The sequence below is a fragment of the Bacillus sp. FSL W7-1582 genome, assembly GCF_038593325.1.
In the GTDB taxonomy this organism is placed as follows: domain Bacteria; phylum Bacillota; class Bacilli; order Bacillales; family Bacillaceae; genus Bacillus; species Bacillus altitudinis.
The window spans coordinates 2,878,433-2,899,596 of record NZ_CP151987.1 but is presented as its reverse complement, the minus strand read 5'-3'; the positions used below and the strand labels follow the sequence as shown (position 1 = coordinate 2,899,596).

Annotated in this window: 23 protein-coding genes and 1 pseudogene; 16 read left to right on the top strand and 8 right to left on the bottom strand. The window is 41.3% G+C overall.

The features are described 5' to 3' along the window. The first annotated feature begins 79 nt into the window (after positions 1 to 79). Positions 80 to 2,050: a S9 family peptidase gene (locus tag NSQ11_RS15050; RefSeq protein ID WP_017367981.1), complete on the top strand. Its 1,971-nt coding sequence runs from the start codon at positions 80 to 82 to the stop codon at positions 2,048 to 2,050. 232 nt (positions 2,051 to 2,282) lie between these two features. Here NSQ11_RS15050 and NSQ11_RS15045 read toward each other — a convergent pair. Further along, positions 2,283 to 2,582: pseudogene (locus tag NSQ11_RS15045) on the bottom strand (NifU family protein). A 121-nt stretch (positions 2,583 to 2,703) separates the two neighbouring features. On the opposite strand from NSQ11_RS15045, the gene NSQ11_RS15040 reads away from it, so the two are divergent. Beyond that, on the top strand, positions 2,704 to 3,033 hold the full coding sequence (locus NSQ11_RS15040; protein WP_008346819.1) for a YuzD family protein: 330 nt from the start codon (positions 2,704 to 2,706) through the stop codon (positions 3,031 to 3,033). Between the two features lie 100 nt (positions 3,034 to 3,133). Then, complete coding sequence (locus NSQ11_RS15035; protein WP_017358919.1) at positions 3,134 to 3,364, top strand: hypothetical protein; 231 nt, start codon at positions 3,134 to 3,136, stop codon at positions 3,362 to 3,364. Between the two features lie 48 nt (positions 3,365 to 3,412). On the opposite strand, the gene NSQ11_RS15030 is transcribed toward NSQ11_RS15035, so the two are convergent. Further along, positions 3,413 to 4,480 (bottom strand): NAD(P)/FAD-dependent oxidoreductase, encoded by a 1,068-nt coding sequence (locus NSQ11_RS15030; RefSeq protein ID WP_017367978.1) that lies wholly within the window; start codon positions 4,478 to 4,480, stop codon positions 3,413 to 3,415. Between the two features lie 255 nt (positions 4,481 to 4,735). Between NSQ11_RS15030 and NSQ11_RS15025 the strand changes: the two genes are divergently transcribed. From NSQ11_RS15025 to erpA, 3 genes are all read left to right on the top strand, one after another. Next, the gene (locus NSQ11_RS15025; RefSeq protein ID WP_008346813.1) at positions 4,736 to 4,972 is read left to right on the top strand and encodes a YuzB family protein; all 237 of its coding nucleotides are present in this window, start codon (positions 4,736 to 4,738) and stop codon (positions 4,970 to 4,972) included. 270 nt (positions 4,973 to 5,242) lie between these two features. Then, positions 5,243 to 6,097: a diaminopimelate epimerase gene (gene dapF, locus NSQ11_RS15020; protein ID WP_008346809.1), complete on the top strand. Its 855-nt coding sequence runs from the start codon at positions 5,243 to 5,245 to the stop codon at positions 6,095 to 6,097. Between the two features lie 73 nt (positions 6,098 to 6,170). Further along, positions 6,171 to 6,533: an iron-sulfur cluster insertion protein ErpA gene (erpA, locus tag NSQ11_RS15015; protein WP_008357254.1), complete on the top strand. Its 363-nt coding sequence runs from the start codon at positions 6,171 to 6,173 to the stop codon at positions 6,531 to 6,533. Positions 6,534 to 6,658: 125 nt separating this feature from the next. Here the strand turns inward: erpA and NSQ11_RS15010 are convergent, their stop codons facing one another. After that, on the bottom strand, positions 6,659 to 7,075 hold the full coding sequence (locus NSQ11_RS15010; RefSeq protein WP_008346805.1) for a hypothetical protein: 417 nt from the start codon (positions 7,073 to 7,075) through the stop codon (positions 6,659 to 6,661). A gap of 202 nt (positions 7,076 to 7,277) precedes the next feature. Here NSQ11_RS15010 and NSQ11_RS15005 point away from each other — a divergent pair, with 202 nt between their 5' ends. Beyond that, complete coding sequence (locus NSQ11_RS15005) at positions 7,278 to 7,484, top strand: hypothetical protein (RefSeq protein ID WP_008346803.1); 207 nt, start codon at positions 7,278 to 7,280, stop codon at positions 7,482 to 7,484. Positions 7,485 to 7,530: 46 nt separating this feature from the next. Here the strand turns inward: NSQ11_RS15005 and yumC are convergent, their stop codons facing one another. Next, positions 7,531 to 8,529 carry a ferredoxin--NADP reductase 2 gene (yumC, locus tag NSQ11_RS15000; protein ID WP_008357239.1) on the bottom strand — a complete coding sequence of 333 codons (999 nt, stop codon included), beginning with the start codon at positions 8,527 to 8,529 and terminating at the stop codon, positions 7,531 to 7,533. Between the two features lie 389 nt (positions 8,530 to 8,918). On the opposite strand from yumC, the gene NSQ11_RS14995 reads away from it, so the two are divergent. The 4 genes from NSQ11_RS14995 (at position 8,919) to NSQ11_RS14980 (ending at position 11,543) form a co-directional block, all read left to right on the top strand. Continuing rightward, positions 8,919 to 10,136, top strand: coding sequence for an NAD(P)/FAD-dependent oxidoreductase (locus NSQ11_RS14995; RefSeq protein ID WP_342501363.1), 1,218 nt, complete (start codon positions 8,919 to 8,921; stop codon positions 10,134 to 10,136). A gap of 135 nt (positions 10,137 to 10,271) precedes the next feature. After that, complete coding sequence (locus NSQ11_RS14990; protein WP_008346797.1) at positions 10,272 to 10,397, top strand: YuiA family protein; 126 nt, start codon at positions 10,272 to 10,274, stop codon at positions 10,395 to 10,397. A gap of 81 nt (positions 10,398 to 10,478) precedes the next feature. Next, entirely contained in the window at positions 10,479 to 10,799 is a 321-nt protein-coding gene (locus tag NSQ11_RS14985; protein ID WP_003212933.1) for a YuiB family protein, read from the top strand. Between the two features lie 99 nt (positions 10,800 to 10,898). Beyond that, positions 10,899 to 11,543, top strand: a complete 645-nt coding sequence (locus NSQ11_RS14980; protein WP_017358926.1) for a 3D domain-containing protein — start codon at positions 10,899 to 10,901, stop codon at positions 11,541 to 11,543. Positions 11,544 to 11,583: 40 nt separating this feature from the next. Here NSQ11_RS14980 and NSQ11_RS14975 read toward each other — a convergent pair whose 3' ends face one another. Then, positions 11,584 to 12,060 carry a divergent PAP2 family protein gene (locus NSQ11_RS14975; protein WP_008346791.1) on the bottom strand — a complete coding sequence of 159 codons (477 nt, stop codon included), beginning with the start codon at positions 12,058 to 12,060 and terminating at the stop codon, positions 11,584 to 11,586. A 326-nt stretch (positions 12,061 to 12,386) separates the two neighbouring features. Between NSQ11_RS14975 and NSQ11_RS14970 the strand changes: the two genes are divergently transcribed. Then, positions 12,387 to 13,877 (top strand): leucyl aminopeptidase, encoded by a 1,491-nt coding sequence (locus NSQ11_RS14970; protein WP_046344402.1) that lies wholly within the window; start codon positions 12,387 to 12,389, stop codon positions 13,875 to 13,877. Between the two features lie 336 nt (positions 13,878 to 14,213). Next, on the top strand, positions 14,214 to 15,542 hold the full coding sequence (locus NSQ11_RS14965) for a Na+/H+ antiporter family protein (RefSeq protein WP_008345907.1): 1,329 nt from the start codon (positions 14,214 to 14,216) through the stop codon (positions 15,540 to 15,542). A 47-nt stretch (positions 15,543 to 15,589) separates the two neighbouring features. Here NSQ11_RS14965 and NSQ11_RS14960 read toward each other — a convergent pair whose 3' ends face one another. From NSQ11_RS14960 to NSQ11_RS14950, 3 genes are all read right to left on the bottom strand, one after another. Next, positions 15,590 to 16,186 carry a biotin transporter BioY gene (locus tag NSQ11_RS14960; protein WP_008345905.1) on the bottom strand — a complete coding sequence of 199 codons (597 nt, stop codon included), beginning with the start codon at positions 16,184 to 16,186 and terminating at the stop codon, positions 15,590 to 15,592. A 116-nt stretch (positions 16,187 to 16,302) separates the two neighbouring features. Continuing rightward, complete coding sequence (gene ald, locus NSQ11_RS14955) at positions 16,303 to 17,439, bottom strand: alanine dehydrogenase (protein ID WP_342501144.1); 1,137 nt, start codon at positions 17,437 to 17,439, stop codon at positions 16,303 to 16,305. Positions 17,440 to 17,549: 110 nt separating this feature from the next. Then, positions 17,550 to 18,779, bottom strand: coding sequence for a PucR family transcriptional regulator (locus NSQ11_RS14950; protein WP_007500450.1), 1,230 nt, complete (start codon positions 18,777 to 18,779; stop codon positions 17,550 to 17,552). A gap of 407 nt (positions 18,780 to 19,186) precedes the next feature. Here NSQ11_RS14950 and NSQ11_RS14945 point away from each other — a divergent pair, with 407 nt between their 5' ends. The 3 genes from NSQ11_RS14945 (at position 19,187) to essB (ending at position 21,143) form a co-directional block, all read left to right on the top strand. Then, positions 19,187 to 19,480, top strand: a complete 294-nt coding sequence (locus NSQ11_RS14945) for a WXG100 family type VII secretion target (protein ID WP_003213769.1) — start codon at positions 19,187 to 19,189, stop codon at positions 19,478 to 19,480. Between the two features lie 95 nt (positions 19,481 to 19,575). Then, a complete protein-coding gene (locus NSQ11_RS14940) occupies positions 19,576 to 19,815 on the top strand; it encodes an EsaB/YukD family protein (protein ID WP_008345897.1) in 240 nt (79 codons plus the stop codon). 14 nt (positions 19,816 to 19,829) lie between these two features. Further along, positions 19,830 to 21,143 (top strand): type VII secretion protein EssB, encoded by a 1,314-nt coding sequence (gene essB / locus NSQ11_RS14935; RefSeq protein ID WP_045034547.1) that lies wholly within the window; start codon positions 19,830 to 19,832, stop codon positions 21,141 to 21,143. The last annotated feature ends 21 nt before the right edge of the window (positions 21,144 to 21,164 follow it).

Genomic DNA, 21,164 nt, shown 5'->3' with positions numbered 1-21,164 from the left:
TTGTTTTTCATAACAAAAGCAGGGATTATTATTTAGAGAAGCGAACTATTTTTGATACATAAAAGGGGGAGATCTATTGATGAAGAAATTGATAACAGCAGAGGATTTAACACAAATTGTGTCTGTTTCTCATCCAGTTTATTCACCAGATGGAAAAAAGGCTGTTTTTACAAAAGTATCGGTGAATGAAAAAAAGGATGATTACAATATTCATTTATGGGTTCGAGATGAAGAGACAGGGGAGTTGTCTCAATGGACATTTGATGATGGAAAGCATCATCAACCAGCATGGTCAAAAGACGGAAAGCAGCTTGCGTTTATTTTGCAGAAGCCAAAGGAAGTCCCTCAGCTCGCACTCATTCAGAGCGATGGCGGCGGCATTCGTACCTTAACGAATATTCCTTACGGCGTCTCTCAACCTGTATTTTCACCGGATGGAGCGTTCATTTATGCAGCGGTCTCATTAAAACAAGAAGAATCTGTTCATGATGAAAAAAAAGAAGAGCGTGATGACTTTGCTCCGGCCGTATATGATGATTTGACTTATAAAGCAGATGGCAGAGGCTTTTTAGATGGGCGTCTGACGCAAATTGTAAAAATCGATGTCCGTTCCGGCGAGGTAGAGATGCTTACGAGTGAGCCGCATCATCATGTGAATCATGTCATCTCTCCTTGTGGGAAGTGGCTTGCGTATATTCAATCAAATCCTCAGACGTTTTACATAAGTGATATCTGTCTCCTTTCCTTAGAGGACGGTACATCCAAGAAAATTACCCAATCAACAGGCGCTTACACGACTGTATCATTTTCTCCAAATGGAGAAAGCCTTTTGTACATTGGACACGAACGTGAATTTCAGAATGCAACCTTCCCATCATTGTGGCTGCATGACCTGAAGGAGAAAAAGACCGTTCAATTATCAGAAATGCTCGATATGTATGTAGGAAACTGTATGGCAGGGGATAGTGTTATGGGTGAGGCCAATCAGTTTCCACAATGGACAAAGGATAGTCAGGGGTTTTATGCGCTTGTTTCTGATCAAGGGAGTACCGGAATTTATTATTTCTCTATTGAGGGCTTAGCCTATCCCGTTCGTTTAGAGGCAGAACATGTGACGAATTTCAGTCTTCATCCAGACGAATCAAAAATGCTGATCAGCCGTCTTTCGCCTGTCTCGCCTAGTGAGCTGTATGAGCTGACTTTAGGGGAATCCTCACTCAAGCAAATCACGTTTGAGCATGATGACTTTCTAAAGGAACATGTCATATCCGAACCTGAACCAATTTCTTTCCAGTCAAAAGATGGAGACATTGTACGTGGCTGGTTGATGAAGCCTGCTCAGATGGAAGAGGGGAAGACATATCCACTAATCTTAGAAATTCATGGCGGACCGCATGCGATGTACGGTCATACGTATTTTCATGAATTTCAAATGCTCGCCGCTGAAGGGTATGCGATTGTGTACATCAATCCTCATGGCAGTCATGGGTACGGACAGATGTTTACGGATCGGGTAAGAGGCAGCTATGGTGACGTTGATTATGAGGATGTCATGCTGGCTGTTGATCATGTGCTCGAAGCCTATGACTTTATTGATGAAACAAGGCTTGGCGTAACGGGCGGCAGCTATGGCGGTTTTATGACCAATTGGATTGTCGGACAGACCGACCGTTTCCGTGCAGCTGTTACACAGCGTTCCATCTCAAATTGGATTAGCTTTTATGGCATCAGTGATATCGGCTATTTCTTTACAAAATGGCAGATTGATGGGGATATTTATGACTCTGTTGATAAGCTATGGGATCGTTCGCCGCTAAAGTATGTAAAACAGGTGAACACACCGCTTCTCATCCTGCACAGTGATGAAGACTACCGCTGCCCAGTCGATCAAGGAGAGCAGCTTTTTGTGGCATTGAAGGAGCTTGGAAAAGACACGAGATTAGTCAAGTTTCCTAAGGCTTCTCATGATTTATCCAGAAGTGGCCACCCTGGGCAACGTATTCAAAGACTGACCTTTATTCAAGAATGGTTTAGAGAGAAGTTATCCTAATCAAAAAACGGCCCTGATTGGGTCGTTTCAGCGTGTAGACAAACCCTCGCATTCGGTGTCAGTCCTGCGTTCCGGTGCTCACGAATGTCAAATTCGCTCTGCGCCAGTACTCGTCCTTCCTAGACTGCAAAGGTTTTCTATCACACTGAAAAGAAGACAAAGGGCTAAAATTAGCCCTTTGTCAACAATTAAAAAACGACCCAGTAAGGGTCGTTTTCATGTCATATATGAATTAGAAAACCTGTTCAACTTCTACAACGCCAGGTACTTCTTCTAATAATGCGCGCTCAATACCGGCTTTCAATGTAATGGTTGAACTTGGGCAGCTGCCGCATGCACCAAGAAGGCGTAATTTCACAATGCCATCTTCAATGTCTACAAGCTCACAGTCTCCACCATCACGTAATAGAAATGGACGAAGTTTGTCCAGTACTTCCTGTACTTGGTCTTTCATTTCGACTTCAGTCATTAGATATAATCGCTCCTTTCACAACATATCACCATTATATTCATCTGGACGATAAAAATCTATTGATTGGTTTCAAAGTTTCCTTCTCATTATAGCACAATCTCATCTTGAAACAAAAAGTGATTTTGACTTTTTTCATACAGAAAATTCAGCTAAAATAAAGAAAGAATAGGGGGCTTGTCAAATGAACAAAACCGTTGACCTTTATGTATATGGAAGAGATGTCCTGTGCGCTAGTTGCGTGAATCTGCCTTCTTCAAAAGATACATTTGAGTGGCTAGATGCAGCATTAAAACGAAAATATCCAAATCAGCCGTTTCGCATCACATATATCGATATTGAGCACCCGCCTGAAAACGAACGCCAAAAAGAATTGTCTGAACGAATTCTTGATGATGAATTCTTTTATCCGCTTGTCCTTGTTGAGGATCAAATTGTTGGAGAGGGCAATCCGAAATTAAAAGATATTTATCAAGAAATGGAGAAATACGGGTACGAAGAGAGCAGTGAATGAGCTGTTCTTTTTTTAGGAAAATAAACAGAACAAACGTTCCTTTTTAGGTTGATTTAGAACGTTTGTTCGTTTATAATGAGATGAAAGGAGCGTGAGCATCATGAATTATTTACTAAAACAATCTCTTCATCAACAAATACCGATTGATATGATTTATATGAAGAAAAATGGAGAGTGCTCGAAACGAAAAATCATTGTACATCGTCAAACTGAACAGTTCATACAAGCGTATTGTTTATCGAAGAAGACGATCAGAACGTTTCGTAAAGACTGCATCCTTGCGCTTGCTCCTATCAAAGTGAACCATTCATCGGTACATGCCGTTTCATAATAAAAGCTCCTTCATTAGAAGGAGCTTTGAGAAAAAATTCACATCATTTTATCCATTGTGATGCTTGTACATCCAAAGAAGTCCAGATTTTAAGAGTCTTGGAACACGACCAACAAGTGGACGATCCGCCACTAAGCCAAAGCCGGCTTTTTTCCCTAAAGAGCCGAGTACGCCTTTTAACTTAAACTGTGGGTAAGCCTCAGGAAGCGGTTCGTTCTTCCAGCGTTTCTGTAGAGATTGCACAATTTGCTCTGCCTGTGCCTCGGCAAGCTGTGCACTTGGTGCATGAGGCAAGCTTGCGCAGTCACCTACGACATAGACATGCTCATCTCCAGGGAGATTGTGATGAGGAGTTAAGACGACACGGCCTTGTGCATCTTTTTCAACATCCATATCTCGCACGACTTTACTTGGCTGAATTCCTGCTGTCCACACGATGACATCTGCTTCAATGGCATCGTCATGGTTGTACACAACTCCTTCTTCAACCTTCGTAATATTGGCGCAGTTAATGATCTTTACATCGTTTTCTTCAAACCATTTTTGTACATATAAACTTAATCTTTTTGGGAAACTGGAAAGAATCAGTTCTCCGCGGTCAAAAAGAATGATGTTTAAATCAGAACGGCTTTCACGCAGTTCACTGGCCAGCTCTACCCCGCTAAGTCCAGCACCGACGATACCAACCGTTGCACCTGCACTCAAATTGTTTAATTTGTTATACGCAAGCCTTGACTGATCAATGGTTTGAATGCTGTATGTATGTTCTTTCGCCCCAGGGACATTGTGATACTTGTCCTCACAGCCGAGTCCGATTACCGTATCATCATATGGAATCGGTTCACGGTCGCTAAATAAGATCTGTTTGTTTTCAATATCAATTTTTTCTACTTCCCCGTATTGAATATCCAGCTTCGGATGCTCTGGAAAAGATACTCGAATGTGATGATCAGAGATCGTTCCAGCAGCAAGTGCATAATATTCTGTTTTTAAACAGTGGTAAGGATTTCGATCAATTAATGTGATAGTAACATCATCAGGTAATTGATTTGGCAATAAGCGGTGGAGAACCCGCATATTCCCGTAACCTCCGCCGATCAAGACTAAATTTTTCATGACGATTCTCCTTTTCCCCCTAGACATTGAAAAACACTTATACTAAAAAACTTTAAGTTAAAATACCAAATAAAATTATATCGAATTTACTGTGAAACCACAATAATTGTTTCAAAATAACCTACATATTCATTACTTAGTCCTAAATAGTAAAACATTTTACGGGGAATAGGCGTAACGATTTATTGAAGCTCATGTTTTGACTAATAGAAGGAATTTCGGTAGGATAGTAAGGCAAATGTGAGGTGAAGCACAGTGTTTCCACTGATCGAATTTTGTGTAAGTAATCTTGCACAAGGGTCTCAAGAAGCAAAAGAGAAGCTAGAAAAAGACCCAAACTTAGATGTAATGGAATACGGCTGTTTAAGCTACTGCGGCAAATGTATGGACTCCCCATTTGCTCTTGTGAATGGAGAATTTGTTTCTGGAGAAAATGCAGAGCAGCTAGTCGAGCGTATTTATGCTTTTATAGAGGAAAACGACATGTTTTAAATGCACCACATGGGTCATGAGGTGCATTTTTTTCATATATTAAGTTTCCATTTTTCAGGAAAAAATGTAGAAAGCGCATCCAATATGTTATGCTAATAAAATATCATCAAAATGAAGCATCACACGAGAGAAAAAGAGGCATATGCATAATAAAAGCCCTTTGCCATGGCAGCAAAGAGCTTCTATGTATGAAAAACGGGGGATGATAAGATTGTCTCCTGAATCGACTCCTTTTATACTATAAAGAAACAACATTTTTGGAGGACGCTCATGACATCATTTCAATTCACGAAAATGCACGGACTAGGAAACAATTATATATACGTCAATCAGATGAAGGAACAGCTTCCAGAAGAGCAGCTGTCAGAGATAGCGATCCGCGTTTCTTCTGTTTATACAGGTATCGGTTCAGACGGAATGATCCTCATTTGCCCATCAGATGTTGCGCCTGTGAAGATGCGCATTTTCAACAATGATGGATCAGAGGGGAAAAACTGCGGTAACGGTCTGCGTTGCGTGGCAAAATATGTGTATGAGCATCAAATCGTAACAGACACAACGTTCCAGATTGAGACATTGTCAGGACTCGTTGAGGCGACCGTTCATGTGCAGGATGGTCACGTTCAGTTAGTGACAGTTGATATGGGTAAACCTCGTTTTGAAAAAGAAGCGATGCCAATGCTTGGTGAACCGGCCAGTACAACGATCAATGAACCGCTTGATTTTGGCACGACGACCTTAAATGGAACAGCTGTTTCAATGGGGAATCCCCATATCGTTTTCTATTTAGAAGACATTGAACAGGCGCCGCTTGATTCAGTTGGGCCAATTATTGAAAAGCATGACATGTTTCCAGAAGGCGTCAATGTAGAATTTGTGGAACGTGTCAGTGAAACGGAACTGCATTTTCGCGTGTGGGAAAGAGGATCAGGGATTACGCAAGCGTGCGGAACAGGAGCATGTGCTGCGGCTGTATCAACGATTGTGAATGGACATGCGAAAAAAGAAACGGATATGACCGTTCATCTAGCTGGCGGAGACCTCATCATTCGCTGGAAAGACAATGACCATGTGCTGATGACAGGACCTGCTGAAACAATTTGTGACGGCACATTCTATCTCTAAACCATTTATTTGAGAAAAGGCAACATCACGTTTATAATTGAAAAGAAACATCCAGTCAAAAGGAGGGATGATCGTGAGTACACCAGTAACGATTACAGAAGCTGCTGCATTGCAGATTAAAGATATGATGAAAGAACATGAAGAAGAAAATGCGTTCCTGCGAGTTGGCGTAAAAGGTGGCGGCTGCAGCGGTCTTTCATACGGGATGGGCTTTGACCATGAAGTCTCAGAGAAAGACACGCAGTTCGAACAGCACGGCATCAAGGTTCTTGTCGACTCCGAAAGCCTTGACATCATGAACGGCACCATCATTGATTTCAAACAATCACTAATGGGCGGCGGTTTCACGATTGACAATCCGAACGCGATCGCATCATGCGGATGCGGTTCTTCGTTCAGAACAGCCACGAATACCGGTACGCCGGAAGAGTGTTAACAACTGATCATGGATAATAATAAGCCTCCTTGTTCGTTTGTTTTTGTAAACAACACGATCGAGGAGGCTTTTTGTTTTGAAGAGAAAAGATGACCAAAAAAAGATACTCATTCAGCGTCTCTTTCTCAAATGGCTTCTTCTATTTTCAATAGTTCTTTATCCAAGACATCCACCAACTCTTGGGTGCTAAACATATAGATCACCACTTCTTTATTGCCATCTTCCACATGGACTTCAATTTCAATTTTAATCTTTGCTGGTTTTTCATGGTATACCACTTCAAAGATGCCCATTCTTTTTGTATCATTGTTTTTATTCATTTTTTGAACGTTGGTGAGTATCTGTTTGATTTCTTGATCACTCAAACCAGCATCTAAAACCGAAGTGGATACACGCTTTAAAAAAGGTTCTAGCTGATCAACATCCATATTCGATCCGGCAGCGAATTGAGCATAATGTTTGTTATAATCTTTTGCGAACACTTCTACTGAGCCGCCAATCATCAGTAACAAGCTCAAACTAATCATGAAACGCTTTATCATCTTTCCACCTATCCTTCATGACAATCTTCTACTTCTTATATCGGTTGAACCAATCAAACCTTCATTCATTCCATTCCTTCTTAAACAATTTGTAAATCGCTCAATTTTGTTACAGCTTGTCCTCACAACTGGCTATTTCCCCTCGAAAAGAGTATCATGAGAACCAAACATAAACTGTCATCAGAAAAGAGGTTGCTGAGGTTTGAGTGAACAAATCAATTGCAGGAACTGTCATGAACTGATTCCGTATCGTTCAAAAACATGTCCATCTTGCGGGATAGATAAGCCGCTTCCGAAAAAGGAACGTGTGAAGGATCGGGTGATTTTGGTTGTGGCAGGAATTGTTGTGGTGCTACTTGCTGCAATGGTACTTGGAATGGCGAATGCCTATATTGGGATTTTTAAATAAACAAAAAAGGAGTTCCGCAGATGGGACTCCTTTTTTTGATCCGTTCTTATTTATTTTCAAATAAGCTTGTGGAATGAAGCGGCTGTACACGGGCTTTCGGGTCCATGTAAGCTTTGGCGTTGTTCACAGCAGTTGGTGCTTCACCAAATCCGCTTGCGATTAATTTGACTTTTCCTTCATACGTACAGATGTCTCCTGCCGCATAGAAGCCTTCGATGTTGGTTTCCATTGTGGATTTGACCACGATAGAGTTCTTTTCGATTTCAAGGCCCCATTGTTTGATTGGTCCAAGGGAGGAAACAAAACCGAAGTTGACGATCACGTCGTCCACATCTAGTACTTGTTTTTTATCGCCTTTCACTTCTTCAAGCACAATTTGTTCAATGCGGTCTTCCCCAATGAGCTCCGTTGGGACAAATGGTGTCAGCACATTGACTTTCGAGTTGTGCAAGTTTTCTACACTGTGCTCATGTGCACGGAATTTATCACGGCGGTGAATAATCGATACTTCTTTTGCGATTGGCTCAAGCATCAGTGCCCAGTCGACCGCAGAGTCTCCGCCTCCAAGAACAGCGACACGTCTGCCAGCGAATTGGTTCAGATCATTGATGAAGTAATGCAGGTTGCTTCCTTCAAATGATTCTGCTGCATCTAGCTCAAGCTTTCTCGGTTGGAATGCACCGTTACCAGCTGTAATGATGATCGTTTTTGAATAATGAACCTCTTGGTTCGTAACGAGTTTGAAGATACCGTCTGCTTGTTTTTCAACCGTTTCCACAGCTTGCTCTAAGCAAATGGTTTGATCAAATTTATCCATTTGTTCCTTTAAATTATCAACTAATTCTTGTGCGCGGATTTTTGGGAAACCAGCCACATCATAAATGTATTTTTCAGGGTAAAGAGCGGATAGTTGACCGCCGAGCTGAGGAAGGCTCTCAATGATTTTCACACTTGCCTGTCTCATGCCTCCGTAAAACGCAGTAAACAATCCGACTGGGCCGCCCCCGATAACGGTAATGTCATATACCTTAGAATCTTCTTGCATTCCTTAATCCTCCCAAATGAAAATTGTTATCACTATATCATATCATAACACATATCGTCGTTTGACTTGTTTTGAAAAACTTGTCGTTTTTTGATGCCGATGCTGTGAAAAGGGGAAAAAAGAGAGAAAGACCGTTTATCCTAAGGATTTTCAGTTTAAAGCCTTGAAAAAAGGAGCAGAACTCGCTATTATTGTTAAGGGAACTAAATATTAATTTTTTATGAATTTTTGTCGGAAACGGTCAAATGCTTTCGTTTTTTGTAGGTGAAAGTTCAGATTTTCACATACTTATTTTTTGTTTAAATTTCATAAAATGCCGCAAAGCGGTTGAGAATAACGATATGTAATTCTTTATCCGTTTTACAGCAAATTTAAAAAAGGTGGATGTGATTCCAGTGAATAAACCGAAAATCGTTGTATTAGGTGCAGGTTATGGCGGATTAATGACTGTAACAAGATTAACAAAACAGCTTGGCACAAATGATGCGGACATTACTCTTGTGAACAAGCATAATTATCATTACGAAACAACATGGTTACATGAAGCAAGTGCAGGTACTCTTCATCATGACCGTTGTCGTTATCAAATCAAAGATGTGATTAACAGTTCCCGTGTCAACTTTGTACAAGCAACAGTTGAAAGCATTAATAAGGAAGAGAAGAAAGTTGTGACATCAGATGGCGAACTTTCTTATGACTACCTTGTTGTTGCGCTTGGTGCTGTTCCTGAAACATTTGGTATTGCAGGACTGAAAGAATATGCATTCTCAATCTCTAACATCAACTCTGCTCGTCAGCTTCGTGAGCATATTGAGCTTCAATTTGCGACTTATAATACAGATGCTGAAAAGCGCCCAGAGCGTCTAACTATCGTTGTCGGCGGTGCAGGCTTCACAGGTATTGAGTTCCTTGGTGAGCTTGGAAACCGTGTACCTGAGCTTTGCAAAGAGTATGATATTGATCAAAAAGACGTGCGTATTATCTGTGTAGAAGCTGCACCAACAGCTCTTCCAGGATTTGATCCTGAATTGATCGACTATGCGATGAACTACCTTCAAGGTAAAGGTGTTGAGTTCAAAATCGGTACAGCGATCAAAGAATGTACGCCTGAGGGCATCATTGTTGGAAAAGACGATGATACAGAAGAAATCAAAGCTGAAACTGTTGTATGGGCTGCTGGTGTACGTGGTAACCCAATCGTTGAAGAAGCTGGATTTGAAAACATGAGCGGCCGCGTAAAAGTGTCTCCAGATCTTCGTGTACCGGAAAATGAAGATGTATTCATCATCGGTGACTGCTCATTAATCATCAATGAAGAAATTAATCGTCCATACCCACCTACTGCACAAATTGCGATGCAGCAAGGTGAAACAGTAGCGAAAAACCTTGCTGCACTAGTAAAAGGTGGCACGCTTGAAAGCTTTAAGCCAGACATCAAAGGAACAGTTGCTTCTCTTGGTGAACACGACGCTGTAGGTGTTGCGTTTGGTAAAAAACTTCAAGGAACAAAAGCTTCTGCAATGAAAAAAATCATCGACAACCGTTCATTATTCATGGTTGGCGGACCAGGACTTGTTCTGAAAAAAGGAAAATTCAAGTTCTTCTAAACCGATATAGACAAAAACGTGTATCCCTGTGGTACACGTTTTTTCATGTTTTACGGAATATTTTCTCACTTGGTACTGGACAGAAAAATATGTTATGATGAATTATCAGAAAATTTAGATTAAGGAGTGAGCAATATGAATGCACAAACGAAAGAAAAAAAGTCAACTTGTCAGTATTGTTCAGGAAAAGGATATTTTCAGTTATTGCTCGGCGGATCAGAAACATGTGAGGAATGTAAAGGGACAGGAAAGAAGCATTAATCTTACGGCTTTTTCCATTGATTGACTTCATCTCTATTTCCAAGTTAAACTAATGATGGGATATTTGGGGGTGGAGATGAAGTGATCAGTTTACCAGTCGTTATCATTTCAGTTATTTTATTTTTCGTGTTATTCTTCGGCATTGGCTTTTTGCTGAATATGCTGCTGAGAATGTCATGGATTATGGCAATTTTATATCCAATTGTATGCCTTTTCATTATCAATAATCAAAAGATGATCGCTTATGTAAGAGAACCAGGCATTGCTTTTTCCGGGATAGGAGACCGCATCGTTTCTCTTGCTGCGGCAGATATCATCATTTTATTAAGTGGTCTAATTGGTGCCATTGCCTCAGGTTTTGTCATCAATGCCCTTCGTAAAAGAGGCTATCAAATGTTTTAACTCACTTGTCTACACGCAAGTGGGTTTTTTTGTTTCTCCTTTGCATAGTTTCCATTTTGTTTGGAAACAAATAGATGGGTAGAGGAGTGACAAATAGAAATGAAAACATGGATGAAACGATTGTTCATGACAGGTCTGTTTATGCTTGCCTTGATGACAAGCTTTACGGGCATATCTGGCGTAGAACCAAGTGATTTAGCTGCATGGGTGAAAGAGACCGATGCCGGTAAGCACGTATCTTCTTTTTTAAAGCATCCAAAAAGGCAGACGATGGCGGTGAAAAGTGATGATTTGCGTGCTGTTTCTCTCGAAGAAGCATTTAATTGGAACGATTATCCGAAGCAAAAGGTTGTCGCCACAGGTTATACAGCAGGAGTAGAATCAACAGGTAAGACGAAAGAACATCATGCATATGGCATTACATATTCAGGCGTCAAAGTAAAACGTGATTTATATTCAACCGTGGCAGCGGACCCATCTGTCTTTCCGATAGGAACTGTCCTGTTTATCCCCAATTATGGCTATGGTGTAGTCGCAGATACTGGGAAAGCGATTAAAGGTCATAAGCTTGATTTATATTATGAAACGGTTGATGATGTGTATAGAGAATGGGGTAAAAAAGTGCTGGACGTTTATGTGATTAAAAAGGGTGAAGGGACGCTGACAGAAAAAGACTTAAATCAGTTGAATGAAGCAGAATCGATGCAAGTGTTCCGGCAGCAGTTTCAAGCCAATAAAGAATAAAAAAGCTTTGGATCTCAAAAGGTCCAAAGCTTTTTCGTTTCTACATGAAGTAATAATCTAAGATGAGTGTGAGCAAGATTCCTGTTAAGCCGCCGAAGAAGACTTCAATCGGCTTATGCCCAAGAAGCTCTTTCAATTTCTTTTGCTTCTCTTTTTCTTCCGCATTTGGGAAGTTCTTTGCCTCGGCAACAAACCGGTTAAAATCTGTGACCAGTTTGTTCAGGACAGTTGCCTGTTCTCCTGCCTGTCTGCGAACACCTGTCGCATCAAACATTGTAATAATGGCAAAGATGGCGGAAATGGCAAAAATAGATGTTCCTAGCCCGTGCTCTAAAGCAACTGCTGTTGAGAGTGCTGTTACTGCTGCGGAGTGTGAACTTGGCATTCCGCCTGTGCTTGTAATGAGCGACCAATCTAGTCGTCTAGAAATGATAAATTGAATCGGTACTTTTACAAATTGTGCAAAAAAGATGGCTGCAAGGCTGGCAAGCAGCGGAAAATTCGTCAGTACGCTCATGAACAAGAAACATCCTCTCTTTAAGAAAAAATAACGTGCGAAATGATAAAGTATTTACCCTAGTAAGATAAAAAAATGATGGCAGTAAGAACTGTTGCCAAGTCCATGTTCATTATAACATTAAAGAAAGTAGATGTGGAACGAGGAGACCATGGACAGGCTGCTATGGATCGCTGCCGCTTTTTCATGATGCCCTTCCGCGTGCCAAAATATAAATGTTCTTCAAGGGAAGACAGGCTGGCAATGATCGTATCAGCACATAAATTTTGATATAATAGAAGTTCCAATGTGAAATATGGAGTTCATTGAAGGAGCGTGTGATAAATATGTTTTTCTCGACAAATGAGTTGCAACATAAAGATACACTGGCCATCGGACTTTTTCAAAAGAGCCAATTATCAGGAAAAGCAAAAGAAATGGATGAATTACATGGAGGAAGAATCACTGAATTACTAAAAGAAGGCGATATTTCGTCTAAGCGAAATCAGCTTTCGAAATTTTTCCCATCCCCTGAAACCGGCATTAAACGTATTTATTTTGTCGGGCTTGGGAAGGAGTCAGATTACACGTTTGAAGAGGCAAAGGAAGTGTTTGCGCATTTATTTAAAAAGCTTCATCAAGATAAAAAGCAAGCAGTTTCGGTTTTGCTTGATACATTTACAGGAAAGGATCTGCCTGTTCAAGATGCAGCCCATGCCCTTTCTGAAAGCTGCCTTTTAGCTACATATGAATTACAAGATTTTAAACATAAAACGAATGAACCGGATCGCTTTATCGAATTTGTTTATGCAACAACGGATCATGATGCTGCCGAAATTCAGGCAAGTCTGAAAGTGGGCGAAGTCTACGGACAATCGGTCAATTCGGCTCGTACACTTGTGAATATGCCGCCGAACATGCTCACGTCCTCTGATCTTGCATCCTATGCGGCAGAGCTTGCTTATAAATATGAATTCGAGATTGAAATTTTAGATAAAGAACAAATGGAAGAGCTCGGAATGGGCGCTATTCTAGCCGTTAATAGAGGCTCAACAGAACCACCGAAGCTGATTGTATTGAAATATCAAGGCAAGGAAGAATGGACAGACGTCATCGGTCTTGTCGGTAAAGGGATTACGTATGATACAGGCGGGTATTCCTTAAAGCCAAGAGCAAGTATGGTGGGGATGAAAACAGATATGGGCGGCTCAGCCTCTGTTTTAGGTGCAATGGAAATCATTGGTGAACTTCGTCCAGAGCAGAATGTCATTGCGGTCATCGCCTCAACAGATAATATGGTCTCAGCAGATGCGATGAAGCCAGATGACGTCATTGTCTCACTAAGCGGCAAAACAATCGAAGTGCTTAACACGGATGCAGAAGGCCGTCTTGTTTTAGCAGATGGTGTGACCTATGCGAAGCAGCATGGTGCCTCTGTGCTTGTGGATGTTGCGACATTAACAGGCGGTGTCATTGTGGCACTTGGGAATGAAACAACAGGCGTGATGACCAATAACGATGAACTGTATGCCCAGTTTAAAGAGGCATCAGAAGAATGTGGGGAAATGATTTGGCAGCTGCCAATCACCGAAAAAGATAAAAAACGAGTAAGAAACAGCAAAATGGCTGATCTGAATAACTCACCAGGTCGTGATGGTCATGCGATCATGGCAGGTGCATTCATTGGGGAATTCGCTGAAGACACCCCTTGGGTTCACTTAGATATTGCAGGAACAGCCACGACAGAAAAGCCTTCATGCTTTGGTCCAACAGGAGCAACAGGTGTGATGGTCAGATCATTAGCAACATTTGTGGAACGATTTGAACCGAAGAAATAACAACGGAAGCTCTGCCAACTGGCAGAGCTCAGCGTGTAGACAAACCCTCGCATTCGGTGTCAGTCCTGCGCTTCGGTGCTCACGAATGTCAAATTCGCTCCGCGCCGATGCTCGTCCTTCCTAGACTGCAAAGGTTTTCTATCACGCTGAAAAGAAGACAAAGGGCTAAAATAAAGTTCATTTTAGCCCTTTGTCAACAATCTGAGCTCTGCCAACTGGCAGAGCTTTTTATGTAGGACATACGCCATTTGACGAAGTAAATTTTCTATGGTAACATACGTTGGTACTTTAATTATCTACTACATTAGTAAACTAAAGGATTTCGGAGGTTTCACCATGAATGCAGTTGTTTTAGCGGTTGTTTTAATGTTGATATTAAGCTTGCTGCGGGTCAATGTCGTGATTGCGCTGGCACTTGGCGCTTTAGCGGGCGGACTTGCAGGTGGATTAGGTCTAGGGGGAACAGTTCAAGCGTTCACTGACGGTCTTGGCGGAAATGCGACAGTGGCGATTAGTTACGCACTATTAGGTGCATTCGCAGCCGCACTGACGAAAACGGGTCTTCCTGATGCCATGGTCGAAGGAGCTGTGAAGCTTCTTGGAAAAGAAGGCGATTCAAGAAGAAAAACATTATCAAAAGTGCTCATTATTCTGGTCATTTTGATCGTATCTTGTTTTTCTCAAAACGTTGTTCCTGTTCATATTGCCTTTATTCCGGTCTTAATCCCGCCATTATTAAAGGTGTTTAACGAGCTTCAAATTGACCGCAGACTGCTAGCATGTGTGATGACTTTCGGACTTACTGCACCATATATTTTGCTTCCGGTCGGTTTTGGACAGATTTTTCACGGAATGCTTCGTGACAACATGAAAGATGCAGGTTTAACAGTGAATTTAGCAGACATTCCGTATGCGATGCTGATTCCTGTAGGCGGCATGGTTCTTGGCTTGATCGTTTCACTCTTTGTCTATCGTAAGCCAAAAACATATGAGAATCGTGACATTACGGATGTAGAAAAATCAGCATATACAAAAAAGAGCTTATTCTTTGCTGGACTTGCGATCCTTGTATCACTTATTGTTCAGTTATATCTCTCTCAAAGCCTTGGAGTCGAAGGGATGATCTTCGGTGCGCTTGCAGGCTTGCTTGTCTTGTTTGTAACGGGAATGATGAAACGCGATGAAGCAGATGCGCTGATTACATCTGGCATGAACATGATGGCATTTATCGGATTTGTCATGCTTGTTGCAGCTGGATTTGCCAATGTTTTAACGAAAACAGGAGATATTGAATCTCTCGTCAAGGCGTCTTCTCAATTTATCGGAAACAGCCAAAGCTTAGCGGCTATTCTCATGCTATTGGTGGGTCTGCTAGTGACAATGGGCATTGGCTCATCATTTGCAACGATTCCGATTATTACGACGATCTTTGTCCCGCTTTGTTTACACTTAGGATTCAGCCCGATGGCGACTATTGCGATTATTGGTTCAGCTGCGGCGGTAGGAGATGCAGGTTCACCTGCAAGCGACAGTACACTCGGACCAACATCTGGACTGAATATGGATGGACAGCATCACCACATTTGGGGTACATGTGTCCCAACATTCGCTTTTTATAATATCCCGCTCGTCTTGTTCGGCTGGCTTGCGGCAATTATGCTATAAATGAAACAAGGTTCCTTACTCATAGAGTAAAGGAACCTTTTCTGATATTAGGAAGCTGTTTGTTCTTTTCGAAAGGATGTGGCTTTTGAAACTGATCGATAAATTTTAGGTGCCAGCATCGCAAGGAGGATGGTCAGCGCATAGTCTTTTACCATAAACCAAATCATGAAGAACCATGTAGTTTGATAAGAGATTGGTGCGTTCAGCCATACATTTAATGCGATGTATGTATAAGTTGTCCCGATCACATACATCACGGTCGTTCCTGCAATGGCTGCAAATAAAAAGCGGCCAAAACCAGGGTTTTGTCTTTTTTCAAGAATGAATCCGGCAAGCCAAGCAGCAGGAATGTATGATAACACAAAGCCACCGCTTTTTCCTAAAATAACGCCGAGACCCGCCGAGAACTGTGCGAATACAGGTGCACCAGCGATCCCAACAAGAGCATAGACAATCATGGCCAATGCGCCAAGTCGTCTGCCCAACAAAAGACCAGCAAGCACACAAAAAAACGGCTGCATCGTAAGTGGGATTCCGCCGACCTGTAAAAATGGCACAATGGATGTGATATTGGCTCCGATAGCCATGAGTGCAGCAAACATCCCGACGAGCACAAAGTCAGCTGTTCTTGTCTTCTTTTGCATGATATTTCCCCCTGTCTTATCTGTACAAATAGATTAAGGGGAAGAGGTTTTTTTGTCAACTCATTTTTATTTTAGGTTAACAATAAAACCCGCCCCTGAAAAGGGCGGGCTAGATATTAAGCTTCGGTCATGGAAGAGGTTTCAAGGGCTTTACTAACAGGCACATAATCATAGCCGAGATCACGAGCGACAGCTTCATAGGTGATATGTCCGTTCATCACATTGACGCCTTCAGCAATTGTCTTGTTTTCTTTGATCGCTTTTGCAGCGCCTTTATTTGCAATCTGCAGTGCGTATGGGACCGTGACGTTTGTTAAAGCAACTGTCGATGTTCTCGGAACCGCTCCTGGCATATTGGCAACAGCATAATGTAAAATGCCGTGCTTTTCATAAGTAGGCTGATCATGTGTTGTAATATGATCGATTGTTTCCACAATCCCGCCTTGGTCAATGGCTACATCGACAATGACAGAACCAGGCTTCATTTGTTTCACCATTTCTTCTGTGACAAGGGTTGGAGCTTTGGCACCTGGGATGAGAACCGCACAAATGAGCAGGTCTGCCTCGCTCACTGAATCTGCAATGTTAACAGGATTAGACATTAACGTTTTCATTTGGTGACCAAACTGATCGTCCAGCTGACGTAATCGTTCCGCATTTACATCAATAAGGGTGACATCTGCGCCAAGTCCGATCGCCATTTTCGCTGCATTTGTTCCAACGACACCGCCGCCAATAATGGTGACTTTCCCTCTCGATACTCCTGGCACGCCGGCGAGCAAAATGCCTTTTCCACCTTTTGGCTTTTCTAAAAATTGAGCACCAATCTGAGCAGACATTCTACCTGCAACTTCAGACATTGGCGTTAATAGAGGGAGTGATTTTCCGTCCGTTACCGTTTCATAAGCAATGGCTGTTACACCTTTTTGTTTTAATGCTTCAGCCAAGGAGGGCTCTGCTGCAAGGTGCAAGTACGTAAATAAGATCAGACCTTCTCTGAAATATGAATATTCTTCTGGTAATGGTTCTTTTACCTTCATAATCATATCAGAAGATACCCACACATCTTTCGCTTGATCAAGAATCTCTGCACCAACAGATACATAATCGTCATCAGTGAATCCGCTTCCAAAACCAGCGTTCGTTTCAATTAAAATCTGGTGTCCAGCTGAAAGCAATTGAGATGCTGCTCCTGGTGTTAATGCGACCCGGTTTTCATTATTTTTAATTTCTTTCGGAATGCCGATGATCATGTCAATTCCTCCTATGCTTATCTATTGATATTGTATGTCTAGTGTATACTGAAAGTTTAGAAAATTCTTCGGTTGAATGAAAAAATTAAAAAACGCCTCTTTGTGAAATTTCACAAAGGGACGTTTTTTAGCTTCATATCAAGATAAATGGTCATTTTCTCATTCATGTTTTTTAAATCAATTTCTGCAATGTCCGTAATCCGTTTCAGTCTGTAATTCAGTGTGTTGATATGAATATTTAACTGCTTTGCGGCGATATTGGCGTTGCTGTCACAATCAATAAATCGTTCAAGGGTCTCGACGAGGTTGGAATGATGCCTGAGATCGTAATCCTCAAGCTTTGATAAAGAGTAACTGGAATAAGACGATCCCTTTCGTTTTTCTGCAAGCACATCTAAGTATTGATAAATACCCAGTTCAGAAAAGCTGTTTAAACGTTCTGTTTCCACAGGAAAGCGTTCTTTTGTTTTTAAGACGGCCAGTGCTTCTTTATAGGATGGCTGAATATGAGTAATGTGATCGTAAATTCCACCAATGGCCGCTTGAACGTCATGGAGCTGATACCGATCAGACAACTGCTTTAGCATGCCGCTTGTGAATTGTTTAATATCTTGAAGCGGATGTTCTGTTTTTGGCGAGACAAGAATAATGAATTCGTTAAAATCAACAGTCGTTAAAAGCACCTGCACTTGCTGCGTTGTTTCAAGCAGATAGGAGAGCTTCTTTTCCGTATCTTCTGTCAGTTCATCACGAAGGCGAAAAATAATAATCGCATACGTGTCTGGACACCTCATCCCAAGCCTCAAGAAGAGATCAAGCATCTCATCCTTTTCATGAATATGTCCTGTGAGCATCTTCCAAAATAGCTCCTGATTGCGTTCTTCTGTTTTCGTTTTTCGAATTTGTAAATTGAGTAATTTGTTTTTCACGGCATGTGCTGCCATCTTGAGAAGGTCCATTTCTTCATCTGAAAAAGGCTGCGTGGATTCAATTGCCCAGATAAAACCGAGCACCTCTTTGTCTTTCCATATGGAAATGGCAACCCTGCTGGATAGACCGACTTCTGCAATTTGAGGTACGCGAAGCGGTTCATCTGTTTTAAGGAGTGTAGGAATGATACCGTCTTTCCAAAGCCGATTAATGACTTTTTCCGGTACACGGCGGGAGATAATGGTTGAAGTTCTGGCGGGATCAGTGAAATCATTATGTGTGCTATAGGCTAATAATCGATGATGAGTATCTTCTATAGTAATAGGGCAATTGAGCACATCACTAATTTGGTCTGCCACATCCTCTAAACGATCAAGGCTATACTTAAATGGATCTGTCTTTTTTGTCATAAAAAACCCCTGCTTTTTCGAATATTTCACGTACTTACATTATGAAGAGAATCAGGTACGTAAATCAACAAGAAAATGCCATAATCATTAAAAAAACAAAAAGCTTGAGAAATGAGCACATTGGTCATGCGTTTATCACAAAAAGAAATAGTACAATAATAATGTAGTAAAAAATCAATAGGCGGAAAGGTTCATCGAAGTGCACGCCCTTTTATTAAGAATATATGACCAAAAAATTGTTAAATACTAGATAAAGAGCGAAAAAACAGTAATTCTATAGACTCATTTTGTAAAATAAAAACAGATTTGTTTGACTGTGTATCATTTCTGTTTTTATAATAATAACGTCAAAAAATAAGTGGATTAGCCCATTATATGGCGGCTATGCACGGGAGGTAATGAGGAATATGTCAGGAATTATTCGCGTAACCCCAGAAGAACTAAGAGCGACCGCTAAGCAATATGGTGTTGAAAGTCAAGAAGTGTTAAACCAAGTTGATCGTCTAAATAGAATGATCTCTGACCTAAAAGGAATGTGGGAAGGTGCTTCTAGTGAAGCATTCGCTGATCAATACGAACAGCTAAAACCTTCATTCATCAAAATGTCTGATCTATTAACAGATGTCAGCAATCAGCTTGATCAAACTGCAAATACACTTGAAAGCACTGACCAAGACATCGCTAGCCAAATCCGCGGCTAATCAAAGGGATTTCCTTTCTAAGTGTGAAAAGCAGAAAAAGCGCCGAGTCTGTCAGTTGATGCCGGCGCTCTTTCTATTTTGTGAGGTGGAAATTTGTGTATATCGATATTACCATCGACTTAAAAAACTATGATGGCAGTGTGTTTGATTTGAGACTATCAAATTATTTACATATTAAACAAGTCATCCATATCGCCTGGCAGGCAAAACAAATCTCACTACCTAAACGAGATGGCGGATGGGTGCGTGTAGTCAATAAGAAAGCTGTGTTTTCAGGCGAATATAAGCTGTCAGACTGTGGAATCACCACAGGAGACAGGCTGGAAATACTATGAAAGGACTTTTGTAAATGGCAGATAAAAAGAGTTCCTATTTAGAAGAACAATTAGAAGCAGTCATGAAAAAAGAGGAAGGCACTTACACCTTCATTTTTCAAAGAGAGACAATTAAACTCTTAGACGGTTTAGAAGCGGCACCGATTAAAGACATCAATCCTTCATTTAAAAAAGAGATCCAATTAACCGAAGGTGAGGTCATCATTTCGATTCAACCGCCTCCTGCCTATCAGGAATTTCGTTTCATCCATGCAAAGGATGAAAAAAGCAAATGGATTTTTTCATACCAGCTTGTCGATGCAGTGTGCAAACACGACGTGAAGCGGCTGCATCCTATTGTTTCTCCTGAAAACATTGTTTTTCATCAAGGCTTAGCGCCTGCATTTTTGCATTACGGGGTCAAAGAAAGCATCCCGCCATATGAAACCGACCAACATCGTCTATTAAAAGAGGTCAAAGCCGTCATTCTTCGAGTGGTGGACCATGAATATCAGTTTCAAGAATATTTGGCTTATCATGATACGTTGAAATTATCTGAGCAGGCAAAGGAAATAAGTGACACACAGTCGCTGGAAGAATTGTCTGCTTTGATTCAACAAAAAATAGAAGCCATCGAAGCAAAAGAAAAGACGCTCTTAACCATTCCAAAAAAGAAATGGAAGATTGAACGATACATTGGACTTGGTCTCCTTGTTCTTTTGATTCCTGCATTGGTGTATACCATTTACACGTTCTTTTTCGCCATGCCGAAACAAGAAGCGTATGTGGAAGCGAACAAATATTATCTCAACAAACAGTACAGCCAAGTGGTGGATACGCTCGAAAAATACAAAGCCGATCAAATGCCAGTCTCTCTTCAATATGAACTGGCCATTTCGTATGTGCAAACGAATCAAGGGAATCTATTGCTTGACCAGCACAAAAAAGAAATCACGGATACGTACACATTGCAGACAGACCCGCAATACTTCCTGTTCTGGATTCATATTGGACAAGGCAATAGCAAGGAAGCTCTGGATATTGCAAGGGTGCTCGGGGACGACCGATACATATTCACAGCACTCGTCGCCTACCGCAATGAAATTCAAAATGACGACAGCCTATCTGCTGAAGAAAAACAAAAACAGCTAGATCCAATCATTAAGGAAATGGCGAAGTATGAAGAAAAAGAAACAACGGAGACGAGCACCAATGACTCCTCAGATGCAAGCCAAACAGATGAAACAGCTGAACAAAAAGAGCAGTCAAAAGCCGATCAGGAGAAAAAAGAGAAAGAATCTGATGCAAAAAAGAAAACCTCTCAGACGAAAAAAGATGAGAAAAAATAATTCTTTCGATACAACTGACAG

Bases quoted from the DNA above. Each gene is read 5' to 3' on its own strand.
- NSQ11_RS15050 (WP_017367981.1), top strand. From the start codon at position 80: ATGAAGAAATTGATAACAGCAGAGGATTTAACACAAATTGTGTCTGTT.
- NSQ11_RS15040 (WP_008346819.1), top strand. From the start codon at position 2,704: ATGAACAAAACCGTTGACCTTTATGTATATGGAAGAGATGTCCTGTGC.
- NSQ11_RS15035 (WP_017358919.1), top strand. From the start codon at position 3,134: ATGAATTATTTACTAAAACAATCTCTTCATCAACAAATACCGATTGAT.
- NSQ11_RS15030 (WP_017367978.1), bottom strand. From the start codon at position 4,480: ATGAAAAATTTAGTCTTGATCGGCGGAGGTTACGGGAATATGCGGGTT.
- dapF (WP_008346809.1), top strand. From the start codon at position 5,243: ATGACATCATTTCAATTCACGAAAATGCACGGACTAGGAAACAATTAT.
- NSQ11_RS15010 (WP_008346805.1), bottom strand. From the start codon at position 7,075: ATGATAAAGCGTTTCATGATTAGTTTGAGCTTGTTACTGATGATTGGC.
- yumC (WP_008357239.1), bottom strand. From the start codon at position 8,529: ATGCAAGAAGATTCTAAGGTATATGACATTACCGTTATCGGGGGCGGC.
- NSQ11_RS14990 (WP_008346797.1), top strand. From the start codon at position 10,272: ATGAATGCACAAACGAAAGAAAAAAAGTCAACTTGTCAGTATTGTTCA.
- NSQ11_RS14980 (WP_017358926.1), top strand. From the start codon at position 10,899: ATGAAAACATGGATGAAACGATTGTTCATGACAGGTCTGTTTATGCTT.
- NSQ11_RS14975 (WP_008346791.1), bottom strand. From the start codon at position 12,060: ATGAGCGTACTGACGAATTTTCCGCTGCTTGCCAGCCTTGCAGCCATC.
- NSQ11_RS14970 (WP_046344402.1), top strand. From the start codon at position 12,387: ATGTTTTTCTCGACAAATGAGTTGCAACATAAAGATACACTGGCCATC.
- NSQ11_RS14965 (WP_008345907.1), top strand. From the start codon at position 14,214: ATGAATGCAGTTGTTTTAGCGGTTGTTTTAATGTTGATATTAAGCTTG.
- NSQ11_RS14960 (WP_008345905.1), bottom strand. From the start codon at position 16,186: ATGCAAAAGAAGACAAGAACAGCTGACTTTGTGCTCGTCGGGATGTTT.
- ald (WP_342501144.1), bottom strand. From the start codon at position 17,439: ATGATCATCGGCATTCCGAAAGAAATTAAAAATAATGAAAACCGGGTC.
- NSQ11_RS14950 (WP_007500450.1), bottom strand. From the start codon at position 18,779: ATGACAAAAAAGACAGATCCATTTAAGTATAGCCTTGATCGTTTAGAG.
- NSQ11_RS14945 (WP_003213769.1), top strand. From the start codon at position 19,187: ATGTCAGGAATTATTCGCGTAACCCCAGAAGAACTAAGAGCGACCGCT.
- essB (WP_045034547.1), top strand. From the start codon at position 19,830: ATGGCAGATAAAAAGAGTTCCTATTTAGAAGAACAATTAGAAGCAGTC.